This window comes from Guptibacillus sedimenti (genome assembly GCF_028610665.1).
GTDB lineage: Bacteria > Bacillota > Bacilli > Bacillales > Guptibacillaceae > Guptibacillus > Guptibacillus sedimenti.
The window spans coordinates 968751-985715 of sequence record NZ_JAQQWV010000002.1; the positions used below are offsets into that span (position 1 = coordinate 968751).

Consider the following 16965-nt stretch of genomic DNA (forward strand, 5'->3'; position numbering starts at 1 on the left):
AACAAAAATGAAGGAAATGGAGTGAATGATTTGAAGCATTTACTTGATATGACGTCTCTTACACTAGATCAAATCCAGGAGATATTACTACAGGCTGAGCGTTTTCGAAAAGGAAAAAGTCTTCAAACCAAGGAACCTATATTTATTGCCAATCTTTTTTTTGAGCCTTCTACAAGAACGAGGTTTAGTTTTGAAGTAGCAGAAAAGAAATTGGGATATGAAGTGTTGAATTTTGAAACTTCCTCATCCAGTGTACAAAAAGGAGAAACGCTGTACGACACGATCAAGACGCTTGAAGCAATTGGTGTAAGCGCAGTGGTCGTTAGGCACAAGGATGAAAGGTATTTCGCACCATTACTTGAAAAAACGGCGATGTCGATCATTAATGCTGGAGACGGATGTGGTCATCATCCAACACAATCTTTACTTGATCTTCTAACGATTCGGCAGGAGTTCAAGCGATTCGAAGGACTTCACGTTGTGATTGCTGGAGATATAAAGCATAGCCGAGTGGCACGCTCAAATGCTCACCTATTAAAGAGACTGGGAGCAAAGGTAAGCTTCTCCGGCCCACCTGAATGGCAAGACGAAACAATGAATGAATTTCCATTTGTAACGATAGATGAAGCAGCGGAACAGGCAGACGTTCTCATGCTTCTCCGTATTCAAAATGAACGACATGAAAGAAAAAGCAACACTGGTTCTTATCTTGAGTCATACGGGCTAACAATCGAGCGAGAGAAGAGAATGAAGAAGCATAGCATCATTATGCATCCGGCACCGGTTAATCGAGGAGTAGAAATTGATACAACATTAGTGGAATGCGAGCGCTCAAGAATTTTTAAGCAGATGGAAAACGGTGTTTATGTTCGAATGGCCTGCTTGAATTTAGTTCTACAACCTACACAGAAAGGAATGGTCGTGTAATGTTAATCCAAAACGCGAAACTAGTAAACGGAGCTGGAGAATTGATCGAGCAGGACGTACTTGTAAATGAAGAAGGACGAATTGAAGAAATAGCAAAAGGTATTGAAAAGGGCGCTCATGAAACGTTCGATGCGAAAGGAAATCTTCTCGTTCCTGGTCTTGTTGATCTCCACGTGCATTTAAGAGAACCGGGCGGAGAGCATAAAGAGACGATTGAAACGGGAACAAAAGCAGCAGCAAAAGGTGGATTTACGACAATAGCGGCGATGCCGAATACAAGACCTGTGCCAGACAATGAAGATACGATGGAGAAATTAATGAATCGCATTAAGGAAACGGCTAGCGTACGGGTTCTTCCATACGGAGCAATTACAATGAGGCAGCTTGGTCAAGAGCTTACAAATTTTAATGGGCTAAAAACTAATGGCGCATTTGCGTTAACAGATGATGGCGTTGGCGTCCAGAATGCAGGAATGATGCTAGAAGCGATGAAGCGTGCGGCAGCGAGTAACCTATCCATTGTCGCTCACTGTGAAGAAAATACGTTGATTAATGGTGGAAGCGTTCATGAGGGGCATTTTTCAAAAGAAAACGGATTAAACGGGATCCCGTCTGTATGTGAAGCGGTACATATTGCAAGGGACGTTCTGCTGGCTGAAGCAGCAGGCGTACATTATCACGTTTGTCATATCAGCACGAAAGAATCTGTACGCGTCGTTCGGGATGCGAAACGGGCGGGGATTAACGTCACTGCAGAGGTGACACCGCACCATTTGCTTCTATCAGAAGATGACATCCCTGGACTTGATACAAATTATAAAATGAATCCTCCATTACGCTCGAAGGAAGATCGAGAGGCGCTACTTGAAGGACTGCTCGATGGGACAATTGATTTTATTGCAACAGATCATGCCCCACATTCACAGGGTGAAAAGGCACAGTCAATGGAGAAAGCACCGTTTGGCATCGTTGGACTGGAGACTGCCTTTCCGCTTCTTTACACTCAATTTGTTGAAAAAGGGACGTTTACGCTCAAGCAACTTGTGGATTGGTTAACGGTGAAGCCAGCACGTGCATTTGGTCTAGAATACGGTACGCTTGCGAGTGGAGTACAAGCCGATATGACCATTATTAATTTATTAGAGGAAGCGGATATTAATCCGGAGTTATTTGTCTCAAAGGGGAGAAACACCCCATTTACTGGATGGACGTGCAAAGGATGGCCAGTCGCAACATTAGTAAATGGAAAAATCGTGTTTGAAAAGGGGAGCGATCAATGATGAAAAGACAGCTAATACTAGAAGATGGATCCATTTTTGTAGGAAAAGCATTTGGTAGTGACATCGAAAAAAGCGGTGAAGTTGTTTTTAACACAGGAATGACCGGCTATCAGGAAATTTTATCAGATCCTTCTTACTGTGCTCAAATCGTCACGCTAACGTATCCGTTAATCGGAAACTACGGCATTAACCGAGATGATTTCGAATCAATTAACCCATCTGTCCATGGTCTAATCGTTAAAGAAGCAACGGCTGTGCCAAGCTACTGGAGAAATGAAATGACGCTTGATGAACTGCTTCGTGTGAAGGGCATTCCCGGGCTAGAAGGAATTGATACAAGAAAGCTCACAAAGCTGATTCGTTCGAATGGAACGCTAAAAGGAAAGATGTGTAGCATGGACGTCGATCCAGAAAAAATTGCGCGTGATCTAAGAGAAACGCCGTTAAAACGAGATCAGGTGAAGCAGGTGTCCATTAAAGCACCGTACGCAAGTCCAGGAAGGGGCTTCCGCATTGTCCTTGTCGATTTTGGGATGAAGCACGGCATTCTAAGAGAATTAACAAAACGTAAATGTGATGTGGTTGTTGTTCCGTACAATACGTCAGCGGAAGAAATTCTTCGCTTAAATCCTGATGGCGTCATGCTTAGTAACGGCCCTGGGGACCCGAAAGATGTTCCCGAGGCTGTAGAGATGATCAACGGCATCCTTGGTAAAATCCCGCTCTTTGGCATTTGTCTTGGCCATCAGCTGTTTGCCCTTGCTTGTGGAGCAAATTCAGAGAAAATGAAGTTTGGTCATAGAGGATCAAATCATCCGGTAATGGATTTAACTACAAAACGCGTGGCGATTACTTCACAAAATCACGGGTATACAATCGCACCTGAAACGTTAGAGAATACGGAGTTAGTTGTTACACATGTTGCAGTAAATGATGGGTCAATTGAAGGGGTGAAACATAAGGAATATGCAGCTTTCAGTGTGCAATACCATCCAGAAGCTTCACCTGGACCTGAAGATTCCAACGAACTTTTTGACGACTTTATCACGATGATTATAACATTCAAGGGGGAAAAAACATATGCCTAAACGTACAGATATTCAAAAAATCCTTGTGATTGGATCAGGACCCATTGTCATCGGGCAAGCAGCAGAATTTGACTATGCAGGGACGCAGGCTTGTCAGGCGTTAAAAGAAGAGGGATATGAAGTGATTCTCGTAAACTCGAATCCGGCCACCATTATGACAGATACAACGATTGCGGACGAAGTTTACATCGAACCACTTACGCTTGATTTTGTTAGCCGCATCATTCGAAAAGAACGACCAGATGCTCTTCTTGCGACGCTTGGAGGACAAACTGGCCTAAATATGGCAATGGAATTATCAGAAGCGGGCGTTTTAAAAGACTATGAAGTAGAACTGTTAGGTACTAAACTTGATGCGATTCAGCAGGCAGAGGATCGTGATTTGTTTCGTACGCTCATGAATGAGCTAAACGAGCCAGTACCGGAAAGTGATATTATTCATAATCTCGAAGAAGCCTATCGATTTGTGAAACGAATAGGCTACCCGGTAATCGTTCGCCCTGCCTATACGCTCGGAGGAACAGGCGGCGGAATTGTAAACAATGATGAAGAGCTAGAAGAAATTGTTTCAAGTGGACTAAAGTACAGCCCGGTAACCCAATGTCTTCTCGAGAAAAGCATCGCAGGCTTTAAAGAAGTAGAGTATGAAGTGATGCGTGACGGTCAGGATCAGGCGATCGTCGTTTGTAACATGGAGAACATTGACCCAGTTGGCATTCACACAGGTGACTCTATTGTTGTGGCACCTAGTCAAACGCTATCAGATCGAGATTATCAAATGCTTCGAAACGTAGCGCTAAAAGTTATTCGTGCGTTGAAAATTGAAGGAGGCTGTAACATTCAGCTTGCTCTTGACCCATACAGCTTCCAATATTACATCATTGAGGTAAATCCTAGGGTTAGCCGTTCCTCCGCACTTGCATCGAAAGCAACGGGCTATCCAATTGCTAAACTAGCAGCAAAAATAGCGGTTGGACTCTCTCTTGCAGAAATGAAAAACCCTGTTACAGGAAAAACGTATGCAAGCTTCGAACCAGCTTTAGACTATGTTGTATCAAAGATTCCAAGATGGCCATTTGATAAATTTGAAAGTGCGAACCGTAAACTAGGAACGCAAATGAAGGCAACGGGTGAAGTAATGGCGATCGGGCGTACGCTAGAAGAGTCACTGTTAAAAGCAGTGCGTTCTTTAGAATCGAACGTCAGTCATATATGCATTCCAGAATTAACTGAGCTTGACGACGATACGCTGGAGAAACGAATTCGATTCGCAGATGATGAGCGCATCTTTGTTGTAGCGGAAGCATTTAGAAGAGGAAAGACATTGAAACAAATTCATGACTGGAGCATGATTGATCATTATTTCCTCGTGAAGATACAAGGAATGATTGAGCTTGAAAACAAACTAACAGAAAATAAAGGGAATCTTGATCTTTTACTTGAAGCAAAGCAAAAAGGGTTCTCAGATGACATCATTGCAACTCTCTGGAATCAAACAGAACTTGAAATTTATGAGCTGAGAACAAAAGAATCCATCCGACCTGTCTATAAAATGGTCGATACCTGTGCAGGTGAATTTGAATCGGAAACACCTTATTACTATTCAACGTATGAGGAAGAAAATGAGTCGCTAGAGACGCCGAAAGAGAGTGTGCTTGTTCTTGGTTCAGGACCAATTCGAATCGGGCAAGGAATTGAGTTTGACTACGCAACCGTGCACAGTGTTTGGGCCATTCGCGAAGCGGGATATGAAGCCATTATTATTAATAATAATCCAGAAACGGTTTCAACGGATTTCAGTATTTCAGATAAGCTATACTTTGAACCATTAACAGTCGAAGATGTGATGCACGTCATCGATCTTGAAAAGCCTAAAGGCGTAGTCGTTCAGTTCGGAGGACAGACGGCTATTAATCTTGCAGACGAACTAGCAGCTCGAGGAGTAAAAATTCTAGGAACATCTTTAGAAGATATGGATCGAGCAGAGAATCGCGATAAATTTGAAATGGCGATGGCCGAGCTGAACATTCCACAACCAGAAGGGAAAACAGCAACGTCAGTTGATCAAGCTGTCTCGATTGCCGAGCGAATTGGCTATCCAGTCCTTGTTCGCCCATCCTATGTTCTCGGCGGAAGAGCGATGGAAATTGTCTATAAAGAAAGCGAACTGCTTCATTACATGGAAAATGCGGTTAAAGTGAATCCACAGCATCCAGTCTTAATCGATCGCTATTTGATGGGGAAAGAAATCGAAGTTGATGCGATCTCTGACGGAGATACCGTGTTTATTCCCGGGATTATGGAACATATCGAGCGAGCTGGTATTCACTCAGGCGATTCTATCGCGGTGTATCCACCTCAGAGCTTATCCAGTGATGTGAAGCAAACACTTATTGATCAAACGATCACGCTTGCGAGAGGATTGAAAATCAAAGGGCTGCTGAATATTCAATATGTGATTCAAAATGAGCAAGTATATGTGCTCGAAGTAAACCCGCGCTCAAGTCGCACCGTGCCATTCTTGAGTAAAATTACAGGGGTACCAATGGCGAATCTCGCAACGAAAGTCATTTTAGGAGCATCACTTACTTCCCTTGGTTACGAAACAGGGTATGGAGCAGAGCGAGACGATGTGTATGTAAAAGTACCGGTCTTCTCGTTTGCGAAACTGCGTCGCGTGGATATTACGCTTGGACCAGAAATGAAGTCAACCGGGGAGGTAATGGGTCGCGATTATACGCTTGAGAAAGCTCTTTATAAAGGGCTTGTTGCTTCGGGTATGAAGATTCCTACGCATGGATCAGTCTTGTTCACGATCGCTGATAAAGATAAAGAAGAAGCAATCGATCTTGTAAAACGGTTCAATGCAATCGGCTACCACATTCTTGCGACAGAAGGAACGGCTCAGATCATACGCGATCTTGGGATCCCTGTGACAGTCGTCAATAAAATTGGCGCAGAAAAGCCAAATTTATTACACGTCATTCGTGAAGGACAGGCGCAATTTGTCATCAATACGCTTACAAGAGGAAAGCAGCCAGCTCGTGACGGCTTCCGCATTCGACGCGAGTCAGTTGAAAATGGTGTTGTGTGCTTCACATCGCTTGATACTGCAAAAGCGTTGCTACGGGTCATTGAAACGATGACGTTTACGAGCACAAGCATGCCGAAGTTTCATGAAAAAGAAGTGGTTCGTTCATGAAGCAGTTAAAAACCGAGCTCGTGTCACAAAAAGAAATTGCAGCTTCGATTTATGAAGCGGTAGTTTTCCATAAGGAGATTGATGAAAGCTTTCAACCTGGACAATTTGTTCATGTTAAAACAGGATTCGGATCAGATCCACTGCTAAGAAGGCCGATTAGCATTTGTCATATCGATCCTTCAAGGCATGAGTTAACGATGATTTACCGTGCAGAAGGAAAAGGAACAAAAGTATTAGCCGAGATGGTACCAGGGGTCGAAGTTGACCTCCTTGGACCACTCGGGAATGGTTTTCCAGTTGAGAGGACAAAGGAGGGCGAAACAGCTCTACTTGTGGGTGGCGGTATCGGCGTGCCTCCCCTCTATTACCTTTCACAGGAATTGACGAACCGTGGGGTAAACGTGAAGCATGTACACGGTTTTCAAACGAGTTCAGTCGTTTTTTATGAAGAAAAATTCAAAGCATATGGCCCTGTCACAATCACAACAGCAGATGGAACATATGGCGAAGAAGGATTTGTAACAAACCAGCTTGATATGAACGCTGACTACCTTTTCGCCTGCGGACCATCGCCTATGTTAAAAGCACTAGAAAATTACCGTGCCCAAAAAGGTGTTTACCTTTCACTCGAACAGCGAATGGGATGTGGGATTGGTGCATGTCTCGCATGTGTTTGTCACGTACAGGGAGACGAAACAGGCTTTGATTATCGTAAAGTATGCAGTGATGGCCCAGTATTTCAAGCGGGGGAGGTTGTTCTATGAATCGATTACGAGTTGAGCTCCCAGGCTTAGATCTAAAAAATCCGATCATGCCAGCATCAGGCTGCTTTGGATTTGGTAAAGAGTATAGTCAGTTTTATAACCTGGATCAGCTTGGAGCGATTATGGTGAAGGCGACAACGCATGAGCCGCGCTTCGGTAATCCAACCCCTCGCGTCGCAGAAACAACATCAGGGATGTTAAATGCGATTGGTCTTCAAAACCCAGGACTTGAGCGTGTGATGACAGAGGAGTTACCGTGGCTATCGAACTATAACGTGCCAATTATTGCGAATGTGGCTGGATCGACGATAGAAGACTACGTGGCTGTTGCAGAGCGAATCTCAACGGCAGACAACGTCCATGCGCTTGAGTTGAATATTTCTTGCCCAAATGTGAAAGAAGGTGGTCTCGCATTTGGAACGGTGCCTGAAACGGCATTTGAGGTCACGAAAGCAGTGAAAAACGTATCATCGGTTCCTGTTTACGTCAAACTCTCGCCAAACGTGACAGATATTGTGCAGATGGCAAAAGTTGTTGAACGTGCGGGCGCTGATGGGTTAACGATGATCAATACGCTTCTCGGTATGCGAATTGATTTAAAATCAGGTAAGCCGATCCTTGCAAATGGAGCGGGAGGATTATCAGGTCCGGCGATTAAACCTGTGGCAATTCGTATGATTCATCAAGTGAGTCAGCAAGTCAACATTCCGATTATTGGAATGGGTGGGGTGCAGTCAGCAGAAGATGTTATTGAGTATTTCCTTGCTGGAGCGAGCGCTGTGGCGGTTGGAACAGCAAACTTTGTGGATCCATTCACTTGTCCTACTATTATTGATGCGTTACCAGCTTTGCTGGACGAATTAAATGTTCAACATATTTCTGAGCTATCAGGAAGGAGCTGGAAAACGGAATGGGATCTTCAATCATCCTCGCACTAGATTTTTCGGAAAAGGAAGAGCTAAATGATTTCCTTAAGCAATTTGAAGGAGAGAAGCTTTTTGTAAAAGTGGGTATGGAAGCATTTTATCAATACGGACCAAAGCTTGTGGACGAATTAAAACAGCTAGGTCATCACGTTTTCCTTGATTTGAAACTACATGATATTCCAAATACAGTAAATAAAGCGATGAAGGGTCTTGCTGGTCTAGGTGTTGACTTAATTAACGTACATGCGAGCGGAGGATCACGGATGATGCAGTCGGCGTTGGAAGGGCTAGAAGCAGGTACTCGCGGCGGACAAAAACGGCCTTTATGCATCGGTGTCACGCAATTAACGAGTACTTCAGAAGAAATGCTTCGAAGCGAACTCCATATTGCAACAGATATGAAAAATAGTGTTGTGTCTCTTGCAGAGCTTGCAAAAGGAAGTGGACTTGATGGGGTCGTTAGTTCAGCTCTTGAAGTTCCGATGATCAAAGAAGCGTGCGGAGAATCGTTCTTAACGGTAACACCAGGGATTCGATTAGAAGGCGATATGGCCGGAGATCAAAACCGCGTCTGCTCTCCTAAGAAAGCTCGGTCTTTAGGAAGTGATTTTATTGTGGTCGGACGTAGCATCACAGGAGCGAAAAACCCATTAGCGGCATATGACATCTTAAAATCAGAGTGGAGGAATATAAATGAAGTCAATCGCTAAAGCACTTTTAGAAATTGAAGCTGTCAGCCTTCAGCCAAATAACCCTTTTACGTGGTCATCAGGTTTATTATCACCGATTTACTGTGATAATCGTTTAACCCTCTCTTATCCAAAGGTAAGAAAGGAAATTGCGCGTGGGCTAGCCGCTATGGTGAAAGAAAAATACGCTGATGCAGAAGTGATTGCCGGAACAGCAACCGCTGGTATTCCTCACGCTGCCTGGGTAAGCGACCTTCTCGATCTTCCGATGGTATATGTTCGAGGAAGTGCAAAAGGCCATGGAAAAGGAAATGTGATTGAAGGAAAAGTAAAGGAAGGACAAAAAGTCGTTGTGATTGAAGATTTGGTTTCAACAGGAGGCAGTGCGATTGATGCTGTGAAACAATTAGAAGCTGCTGGCGCTAACGTGCTCGGTGTTGCCGCCATTTTTACATATGGAATGAAAAAGGGAGCAGAGCAGTTCGCGAGCGCGGAAATTGCCTGGTATACGCTCACCAATTTCGATGAATTGTTAACATGTGCCGTAGAAACAGGTATGATTGAAGAAAGAGAGGTTCAATCACTGCTTCACTGGCGCGACAATCCATCCTCAAAAGAATGGTTGGAGCAGTTGAAAGATCTCTCCGTTTAGGAGGGGTAAGATGAGAAAAATGCAGGGAGAAGAGTTCGATTCACTCGTATCCTTTTTTGATGATATGGCACGAACAAAGTGGCTTGGTGCCGTTCATGATGAACTAAAACAAGCTTCCGGTTCATGGGAAGAAAAATCCGTTCTCGATGTAGGGTGTGGAACAGGGAGACTTCTTCTTCGTGGTGTTGAGGAAGCGAGCATGCTGACAGGTGTTGATCTATCATCTGAAATGGTTAAAGCTAGCAAACAAAACTTCTTCTTTTTGAATCGGTCGAATAAAAGTCACTTTTCAGAAGGTGACGCATGCAACCTTGCGTTTGAGGACGACTCGTTTGATTTGTCTCTATCAACGTGCGTCATGTTTCTTTTACCTGAGCCTGAAGCAGGCATGAAAGAGATGATTCGTGTAACAAAAGAAGGCGGGAAGGTTGTGATGTTAAATCCGTCTTTACAAATGGACCAAATGGCAGCTTTCTCATATGCAAAAAAGCATAATATGAGCGGTTTTGAACAAACTTCTTTGCTAAAATGGTCGAATGTATCAACAAAAAGGCACCGCTACTCACCAGATCAGTTAAGTGAAAAGCTTAAAGGTTTAGGTGCGAAGGAAACAAAACATGTTGAAGTGCTGGATGGTTTGGCCATTATTACAGTAGCATCCTTATAAAAAAAGGTTCCCGCTAAATGTAGCGGGAACCTTTTCATTACTTCTTCATTCTAAAAACAAGATCTTGATCAGGTGTTACATATAACGTATTTTGCTGATCATATGTCACAAACCCGGGTTTAGCACCATTTGGTTTTTTAACGTGACGCACTTCCGTGTAATCAACTGGAACAGAGCCAGACTCACGGGCTTTACTGAAGTAGGCAGCGAGATTAGCTGCTTCAAGTAGCGTCTCCTCTGTATATTCCTTATTTCGAATGACAACGTGTGATCCAGGAATATCTTTCGTATGGAGCCACGTTTCGCTTCGAGCGGCCAACTTATTCGTTAAATACTCATTTTGTTTATTATTCTTCCCAACCAGAATTTCTGTCCCGTCAGAAGAAAGGTAAACATCAAGCTGAGGTTTTGTTGGCTTTGATTTTTTCTTTTTGCGTCGCTTTTTAATGTACCCTTCTTCTTCAAGCTCTTCCCGAATTTCCTCGATATCTCGTGGTGAAGCAGAAGTTAACTGCTGAATGAGTTGTTCAAGGTAAGCAATTTCTTGATGAGCCATCGTAATCTGCTCTTCAAGAACGGAAATAGAATTTTTTGCTTTACTGTAGCGCTTGAAATAAGCTTGCGCATTCTCAGACGGCGTTTTTTGTGGATTCAGCTCGATCTGAACTGTTCCACCATCTTCATCATAATAGTTTTGAACTTCTACTTGCTTATCGCCTCGTTTTACTACATGCATATTTGCGGTTAACAGCTCGCCAAGCAGTTGGTATGTGTCAGCCTCCTGGGCTTGTTCAATTGTACGTGATAACTTCTTAATTTTTTTCTCGTTTTTCTTTAATTCATTCGATAGAAAACGCTCAAGATCATTTGACTGCTGTTTCACGCGATCACGATCGGCTTTTCCGTAATAGAAACGGTCGAGCAGTTCACTAGCGGAGTCAAAAGCTCTTTTCTCACCAGCTAAGTGGGTAAGCTCAACAACTGAAAAGAACTCTTTTGAACTTGTCACCATTTGCGGCGCATAGTCGTGGTGCTCTAGTTTTTGAAAAACATCGAAGAAAGCTTCAGGTAGCGTTGAGCGATTTGCAAGGCCAGCTCTATGAATCACTTCACTTGCGATGAGAGGTGAAAGTCCACCAAAAGCTTGCACGAGCTGCTGGCTCAATTTCCCTGCGTTAAAATCGATTTGTCTTAGAAAATCATCTCTTGTTAATCCAAACGGCGAAACTTTGTTTTGCGCAGGGGGAGCGATATAATCCTGCCCCGGAAGTACCGTTCGATGCCTGTTTACAGACGGAGAAAGGTGCTTAATGCTATCTAAAATCATGTTCGATTCATTTAATAGAATCACGTTACTATGGCGTCCCATTATTTCAGCAACTAATGTTCTTGTCGTTAAATCGCCAAGGTCATTTCGAGCTTTAAACGTAACGTGGATGATTCGCTCATTTTCAATTTGTTTAATTTCTTCCACAATACTACCTTCTAAGTGCTTACGAAGCAGCATGCAGAACATTGGTGGTTCTTTTGGATTCGCATAAGATTCCTGCGTAATTTGAATTCTTGCATAAGATGGGTTAGCTGATAAAAGCAACTGATGGTTTTTTCCACCAGAACGAATCACAAGTAATAAATCAGTTGCATAGGGCTGATAGATTTTTGTCACGCGCCCACCTTTTAATTGTTCGTTCGTTTCATGTGCAACGGCTCTCATTACCATACCGTCAAAAGACATATCGTTCACCTACATTCCTATCACTAGACATTATTCTTAGTATAGCATTTTTTTGAGCTTGTCTGAATATAGTTGAATTATTAGCGACATTACGTGCAGGATCGGGGTGTAGATCATGAACTGGTATAACATGACAAAAGGAGAAGTTGTTGAGGAATTGGAGACAAGCGAGGGGGGAATTAGTTCCGATGAAGTAGAGAGAAGAAGAAAAGTTTTTGGTCTAAATCAATTAGATGAAGCAGAACGACCATCGATGATCTTAATGTTTTTAGCCCAATTCAAAGACTTTATGGTCGTCGTCCTCCTGGCGGCTACGCTTATATCCGGATTACTTGGAGAATATCTTGATGCGATCGCCATTATCCTAATCATCCTAATGAACGGGATTCTTGGCTTTGTACAAGAACGAAAAGCAGAAAAATCCCTCCAGGCATTAAAACAGTTATCATCACCAAAGATGAAGGTCCTTCGTGATGGTGATTGGACGACCATCCCTGCATTAGAAGCAGTTGTAGGGGATATTGTTCGAGTTGAAAGCGGAGACCGGATTGGGGCTGATTTACGCCTTTTAACTTGTCAGGGGTTACAAATTGAAGAATCAGCGCTTACCGGAGAATCATTACCTGTAAACAAGCACCCAGAGGCGATACGAGATGAACAACCTGGTCCTGGTGATCAGCAAAACATGGGTTTTATGGGGACACTTGTAACGAAAGGAAAAGGTGTTGGGGTTGTGACAGCAACTGGGATGAAAACAGAGATGGGAAAAATCGCTCATCTCATTCAATCCGCTGATACAATGGAAACACCTCTTCAAAATCGATTAGAACAGTTAGGTAAAGTGCTAATAGCTGCAGCTCTTCTGTTAACGGCACTAGTTGTCGTGCTTGGGATTATTCAGGGACGAGATGTTTATAGTATGTTCTTAGCTGGAGTGTCCCTCGCAGTCGCGGCCATTCCTGAAGGCTTGCCGGCAATCGTTACCATTGCCCTTGCGATTGGCATGCAAAAAATGAGTAAACGAAAAGCCATTGTTCGAAAGCTCCCCTCTGTCGAAACACTCGGATGTGCGACCGTTATTTGTTCAGATAAGACCGGAACACTCACGCAAAATAAAATGATGGTTACAAAGCTTTGGGCAGGCGGAGAGACGTGGGATGTTACCGGGTCTGGCTATTCTCCTTATGGCGACTTCTTTAAAGGCAATACGCGCGTTTATTCTGATGAGGAACGTTCGCTGAAGCAGCTGCTTACTTTTGGGTTGCTTTGTAGCAATGCGAGAGTGATGGAAAAAAGCGGCGAATACGTTCTTGACGGTGATCCAACGGAAGGGGCACTGGTTGCCGCAGCAATGAAGGCCGGACTAACAGAAGATGTGAGGGAAGAGGAATTTACAATCATTCAGGAATTTCCTTTTGACTCCAACCGAAAAATGATGAGCATAGTAGTTGAAGATTCAGTTGGAAAACGGTACGTGATCGCAAAAGGTGCACCGGATATTGTTCTTAAGCAGTGTGAATCGGTGTTATGGAGTGAGAAAAAAGCGCCGCTTCGCAAAAGCTATGAAAGAGAAATTCAGGAGCAGTTAAATGCGTTTGGTGAATTAGCTTTAAGAACGATCGCCGTCGCTTTTAAACCGATCCAAAATGAAGACAATATGCTTCATAGCGTACAAGCCGAATCTCGCTTAACTTTTGTTGGCTTAGAGGGAATGATTGATCCGCCACGTGAAGAAGTGAAGCAGGCTGTAGCTGATTGCAAAACCGCCGGGATTAAAACGATTATGATTACTGGTGATCATGTGACAACAGCTAAAGCGATTGCCCTTAATTTAGGAATTTTACCTGAGCGTGGCAAAGTTATGGAAGGAAGTAAGCTCTCTTCTCTGAGCGTAGAGGAACTAGAAAATCAAGTAGAAGACATTTACGTGTTTGCGCGTGTATCACCGGAACACAAATTAAAAATTGTGAAAGCTCTTCAAAATAGAGGTCACATCGTTGCGATGACAGGAGATGGGGTGAATGATGCCCCCGCGATTAAAGCTTCCAATATCGGTATTTCAATGGGAGTGACGGGGACAGACGTAGCAAAAGAATCATCATCGCTCATATTAAGCGACGACAATTTCACAACGATTAGAGCGGCGGTAGAAGAAGGACGAAACATTTATGAAAATATTCGAAAATTCATCCGCTATATGCTAGCCTCAAACGTTGGCGAAATTCTTGTCATGCTTTTTGCGATATTACTGATGCTGCCCCTTCCGCTCGTACCGATTCAAATTCTTTGGGTCAATCTCGTGACGGATGGACTGCCAGCAATGGCGCTTGGACTTGACCCTGCAGAGGGGAATGTGATGAGGCGAGATCCCCGTAAGCCAAAAGAAGGCGTTTTTGCTAGAGGATTAGGATGGAAGATCATCTCTCGCGGTATCATGATAGGAGCCTGTACACTTGCTGCCTTTATGATTTGCTATAGTGAAAACCCAAATGATCTTGTTCAGGCACAAACTGTAGCATTCTCAACACTCGTGCTCGCTCAATTGATTCATGTGTTTGACTGTCGCAGTGAACGATCGATCTTTCATCGTAACCCTTTTGAGAATAAAGCCCTTGTCCTTGCAGTACTCTCTTCGGTTGGATTACTGCTCGCGGTCATCTATTATGAACCTCTTCAACCGATTTTCCATACAACTTATTTATCGATGAGAGAATGGATGCTTATATTAGTCTTTTCTAGCATTCCAACGTTCCTATTAGCAGGTACAACCTTTTTTAAAAGACAACGCCGCAGAGGGTAATGACCCTCTGTTTTTTCTATTCCAGATTCATAATAAGAAAGAGATATCCCTTTGTTTCAGTTTGATGAAGTGGTACAATTGGTTAGAATAGCTATTGGATGTGATAATATGGTTAAGAGTATGACCGGATTTGGGAGAGCATCGCATGAGGAAGAAGATGTTCAAATAACGGTAGAAATAAAATCCGTTAACCATCGTTACTTCGATGGTACATTTCGCATGCCAAAAGCGCTCCTTCATCTCGAAGGTAGAATGAAGAAGGCCATTCAGCGCACGATTGCGCGCGGGAAAGTGGAGCTTTATTTAACCATTGATGGAGCTGGGTTTCGATCATCGGACGTAAAGGTGGATTGGAATTTGCTTGACCAATACATAACGATTTTAAAACAAGCCTCCGAACGATACGAATTGCAAGAAGATTTGTCTGCCTCTAAGCTTTTAAATATGGATGTCTATCAAGTGACTGAGAAAGAACAAAACATCAATCAGCTAGAGGCTGAGATTTTTGCTACGATGAATTTAGCGGTCGCTCGACTTGTTGAAATGCGAGAAATTGAAGGGGAAGCCCTTGAGCAAGATATAAGGACAAAGCTTCGAGAAATGACAGATGTCTTAACTTCCATTTCAATGCTTTCAAATGAAGTAACATCCTCATTTGAAGCTCGAATACGCACGAAACTCGAAGGTTTTAAAGAACTTGAAGCAATCGATGAGGCGCGTATTCTAACGGAAGTGGCGTATCTTGCAGATAAAGCGAGTATCGATGAAGAAATCACGCGGCTCCGTAGTCACCTAGACCAATTCCATGATATTCTTAGTAATGATGGTGTCGTAGGAAGGAAACTTGATTTCTTAGTGCAGGAAATGAATAGGGAGCTGAATACGATCGGTTCCAAGTCTCAACACCATAAGATCAGCCAACATGTTATTGATCTTAAGAGCGAAGTGGAAAAGGTTCGTGAGCAGGTTCAAAATATTGAATAGCCTTAGCGCTTTGTTTAAAATCACCCTACTGGTGTAAAAATAGAATCGTGATTCCTGGGAGGAACGACCATGAGTATTAAATTAATCAATATCGGATTCGGTAACATTGTGAATGCGAATCGAATTGTTTCAATTGTTAGTCCAGAGTCGGCACCAATCAAACGAATTATCACTGTTGCAAGGGACCGCAATATGCTTGTTGACGCAACATATGGAAGAAGAACGCGTGCCGTTATTATTTCTGATAGCGACCATGTTATTCTTTCGGCAGTCCAGCCTGAAACAGTCGCGCAGCGTCTCGGGAACAAAGACGAGCTTTCAGACGAGTAGCATCTATAAAGTGGAGGTTAGTATGGAAAAAGAACGTGGGTTGTTAATTGTTCTCTCTGGCCCTTCCGGTGTTGGAAAAGGAACAGTAAGAAAAGCTTTCATGCATAATGCGGACGAGGTACAGTATTCCATTTCTGTTACAACACGCAAACCGCGTGAAGGTGAAGTGAACGGAGTTGATTATTTCTTTAAATCTCATGAAGAATTTGAAGATATGATCGAAAACAATAAGCTGCTTGAGTATGCCCATTACGTTGGGAACTACTACGGCACGCCTGTTGACTATGTAGAAGAGACCTTGCAGTCTGGGAAAGATGTGTTGCTTGAGATTGAAGTGCAAGGAGCAAAGCAAGTTCGTAAGCATTTTCCTGAAGGAGCTTTTATTTTTTTAATGCCTCCTAGCTTAACAGAACTTCGCAATCGTATCGTTAACCGTGGTACGGAATCGAATGATTTAATTGATAACCGTATGGGCGTTGCGAAAGAAGAAATCGAATTGATTGATGAATACGATTATATCGTTGAAAATGATCAAGTAGAATTAGCTTGTGAGCGAATTCGTGCTATTATTACAGCAGAGCACTTAAGACGTGATCGTCTTGCCCATAAATATAAGAATGTAACGGAGGTTAAATAATGATTTTATACCCATCGATTGACTCACTAATGGACCGCATTGATTCAAAGTACACACTTGCAACACTTTCAGCTAAGCGTGCGCGCACGATTCAACAAACTGGTAATGTTTATGTTGATCGTCCAAAGTCAGTAAAGGCTGTTGGTAAAGCACTTGAAGAAGTACTTGATGGCAAACTACTTGCAGACGGCATGATAGAAGACTGAGTGAAAAGTAACAACCTATGAGAATAGGTTGTTATTTTTTTCTTAAATTAGCTTCTCTTTACTATATTTATATTATGT

General features: G+C 43.0%; 15 protein-coding genes. 14 read left to right on the forward strand and 1 reads right to left on the reverse strand.

The genetic code is table 11. The features are described 5' to 3' along the window. Positions 1–30 precede the first annotated feature (30 nt). Genes PQ578_RS13400 through PQ578_RS13440 form a run of 9 tightly spaced genes read left to right on the forward strand, consistent with a single transcriptional unit; the run spans position 31 to position 10195 of the window. The gene (locus PQ578_RS13400) at positions 31–927 is read left to right on the forward strand and encodes an aspartate carbamoyltransferase catalytic subunit (RefSeq protein ID WP_273834977.1); all 897 of its coding nucleotides are present in this window, start codon (positions 31–33) and stop codon (positions 925–927) included. Further along, positions 927–2207: a dihydroorotase gene (gene pyrC / locus PQ578_RS13405; protein ID WP_273834791.1), complete on the forward strand. Its 1281-nt coding sequence runs from the start codon at positions 927–929 to the stop codon at positions 2205–2207. The genes PQ578_RS13400 and pyrC overlap by 1 nt, the downstream gene beginning before the upstream one ends. Then, positions 2207–3295 carry a carbamoyl phosphate synthase small subunit gene (locus tag PQ578_RS13410; RefSeq protein WP_273834792.1) on the forward strand — a complete coding sequence of 363 codons (1089 nt, stop codon included), beginning with the start codon at positions 2207–2209 and terminating at the stop codon, positions 3293–3295. Before pyrC ends, PQ578_RS13410 begins: the two co-directional genes overlap by 1 nt. Next, entirely contained in the window at positions 3288–6497 is a 3210-nt protein-coding gene (gene carB / locus PQ578_RS13415; RefSeq protein WP_273834794.1) for a carbamoyl-phosphate synthase large subunit, read from the forward strand. The genes PQ578_RS13410 and carB overlap by 8 nt, the downstream gene beginning before the upstream one ends. Continuing rightward, complete coding sequence (locus tag PQ578_RS13420; protein WP_273834795.1) at positions 6494–7261, forward strand: dihydroorotate dehydrogenase electron transfer subunit; 768 nt, start codon at positions 6494–6496, stop codon at positions 7259–7261. Before carB ends, PQ578_RS13420 begins: the two co-directional genes overlap by 4 nt. Next, positions 7258–8199 carry a dihydroorotate dehydrogenase gene (locus PQ578_RS13425; protein WP_273834796.1) on the forward strand — a complete coding sequence of 314 codons (942 nt, stop codon included), beginning with the start codon at positions 7258–7260 and terminating at the stop codon, positions 8197–8199. Before PQ578_RS13420 ends, PQ578_RS13425 begins: the two co-directional genes overlap by 4 nt. Next, entirely contained in the window at positions 8172–8897 is a 726-nt protein-coding gene (gene pyrF, locus PQ578_RS13430; RefSeq protein ID WP_273834798.1) for an orotidine-5'-phosphate decarboxylase, read from the forward strand. The genes PQ578_RS13425 and pyrF overlap by 28 nt, the downstream gene beginning before the upstream one ends. Next, on the forward strand, positions 8881–9528 hold the full coding sequence (pyrE, locus tag PQ578_RS13435; RefSeq protein WP_273834800.1) for an orotate phosphoribosyltransferase: 648 nt from the start codon (positions 8881–8883) through the stop codon (positions 9526–9528). The genes pyrF and pyrE overlap by 17 nt, the downstream gene beginning before the upstream one ends. A 10-nt stretch (positions 9529–9538) precedes the next feature. Next, on the forward strand, positions 9539–10195 hold the full coding sequence (locus PQ578_RS13440) for a class I SAM-dependent methyltransferase (RefSeq protein WP_273834802.1): 657 nt from the start codon (positions 9539–9541) through the stop codon (positions 10193–10195). Between the two features lie 37 nt (positions 10196–10232). Here PQ578_RS13440 and PQ578_RS13445 read toward each other — a convergent pair whose 3' ends face one another. Further along, positions 10233–11930, reverse strand: a complete 1698-nt coding sequence (locus tag PQ578_RS13445) for an Rqc2 family fibronectin-binding protein (RefSeq protein WP_273834803.1) — start codon at positions 11928–11930, stop codon at positions 10233–10235. 115 nt (positions 11931–12045) lie between these two features. Here PQ578_RS13445 and PQ578_RS13450 point away from each other — a divergent pair, with 115 nt between their 5' ends. The 5 genes from PQ578_RS13450 to rpoZ all read left to right on the forward strand — a co-directional run bounded on the left by PQ578_RS13450 (position 12046) and on the right by rpoZ (position 16887). Further along, positions 12046–14730, forward strand: a complete 2685-nt coding sequence (locus tag PQ578_RS13450) for a calcium-translocating P-type ATPase, SERCA-type (protein WP_273834804.1) — start codon at positions 12046–12048, stop codon at positions 14728–14730. A 108-nt stretch (positions 14731–14838) separates the two neighbouring features. Continuing rightward, complete coding sequence (locus PQ578_RS13455; RefSeq protein WP_273834805.1) at positions 14839–15714, forward strand: YicC/YloC family endoribonuclease; 876 nt, start codon at positions 14839–14841, stop codon at positions 15712–15714. A gap of 69 nt (positions 15715–15783) precedes the next feature. Next, on the forward strand, positions 15784–16044 hold the full coding sequence (gene remA, locus PQ578_RS13460) for an extracellular matrix/biofilm regulator RemA (protein ID WP_098443331.1): 261 nt from the start codon (positions 15784–15786) through the stop codon (positions 16042–16044). A gap of 22 nt (positions 16045–16066) precedes the next feature. After that, positions 16067–16681 (forward strand): guanylate kinase, encoded by a 615-nt coding sequence (gmk, locus tag PQ578_RS13465; RefSeq protein WP_098443332.1) that lies wholly within the window; start codon positions 16067–16069, stop codon positions 16679–16681. After that, the gene (rpoZ, locus tag PQ578_RS13470) at positions 16681–16887 is read left to right on the forward strand and encodes a DNA-directed RNA polymerase subunit omega (protein WP_202407214.1); all 207 of its coding nucleotides are present in this window, start codon (positions 16681–16683) and stop codon (positions 16885–16887) included. Before gmk ends, rpoZ begins: the two co-directional genes overlap by 1 nt. Positions 16888–16965 lie beyond the last annotated feature (78 nt).

Coding starts and splice junctions, on each gene's coding strand:
- pyrC (WP_273834791.1), top strand. CDS start 927: ATGTTAATCCAAAACGCGAAACTAGTAAACGGAGCTGGAGAATTGATC.
- PQ578_RS13455 (WP_273834805.1), top strand. CDS start 14,839: ATGGTTAAGAGTATGACCGGATTTGGGAGAGCATCGCATGAGGAAGAA.
- PQ578_RS13410 (WP_273834792.1), top strand. CDS start 2,207: ATGAAAAGACAGCTAATACTAGAAGATGGATCCATTTTTGTAGGAAAA.
- pyrE (WP_273834800.1), top strand. CDS start 8,881: ATGAAGTCAATCGCTAAAGCACTTTTAGAAATTGAAGCTGTCAGCCTT.
- PQ578_RS13440 (WP_273834802.1), top strand. CDS start 9,539: ATGAGAAAAATGCAGGGAGAAGAGTTCGATTCACTCGTATCCTTTTTT.
- PQ578_RS13425 (WP_273834796.1), top strand. CDS start 7,258: ATGAATCGATTACGAGTTGAGCTCCCAGGCTTAGATCTAAAAAATCCG.
- gmk (WP_098443332.1), top strand. CDS start 16,067: ATGGAAAAAGAACGTGGGTTGTTAATTGTTCTCTCTGGCCCTTCCGGT.
- PQ578_RS13450 (WP_273834804.1), top strand. CDS start 12,046: ATGAACTGGTATAACATGACAAAAGGAGAAGTTGTTGAGGAATTGGAG.
- remA (WP_098443331.1), top strand. CDS start 15,784: ATGAGTATTAAATTAATCAATATCGGATTCGGTAACATTGTGAATGCG.
- carB (WP_273834794.1), top strand. CDS start 3,288: ATGCCTAAACGTACAGATATTCAAAAAATCCTTGTGATTGGATCAGGA.
- PQ578_RS13445 (WP_273834803.1), bottom strand. CDS start 11,930: ATGTCTTTTGACGGTATGGTAATGAGAGCCGTTGCACATGAAACGAAC.
- PQ578_RS13420 (WP_273834795.1), top strand. CDS start 6,494: ATGAAGCAGTTAAAAACCGAGCTCGTGTCACAAAAAGAAATTGCAGCT.
- pyrF (WP_273834798.1), top strand. CDS start 8,172: ATGGGATCTTCAATCATCCTCGCACTAGATTTTTCGGAAAAGGAAGAG.
- rpoZ (WP_202407214.1), top strand. CDS start 16,681: ATGATTTTATACCCATCGATTGACTCACTAATGGACCGCATTGATTCA.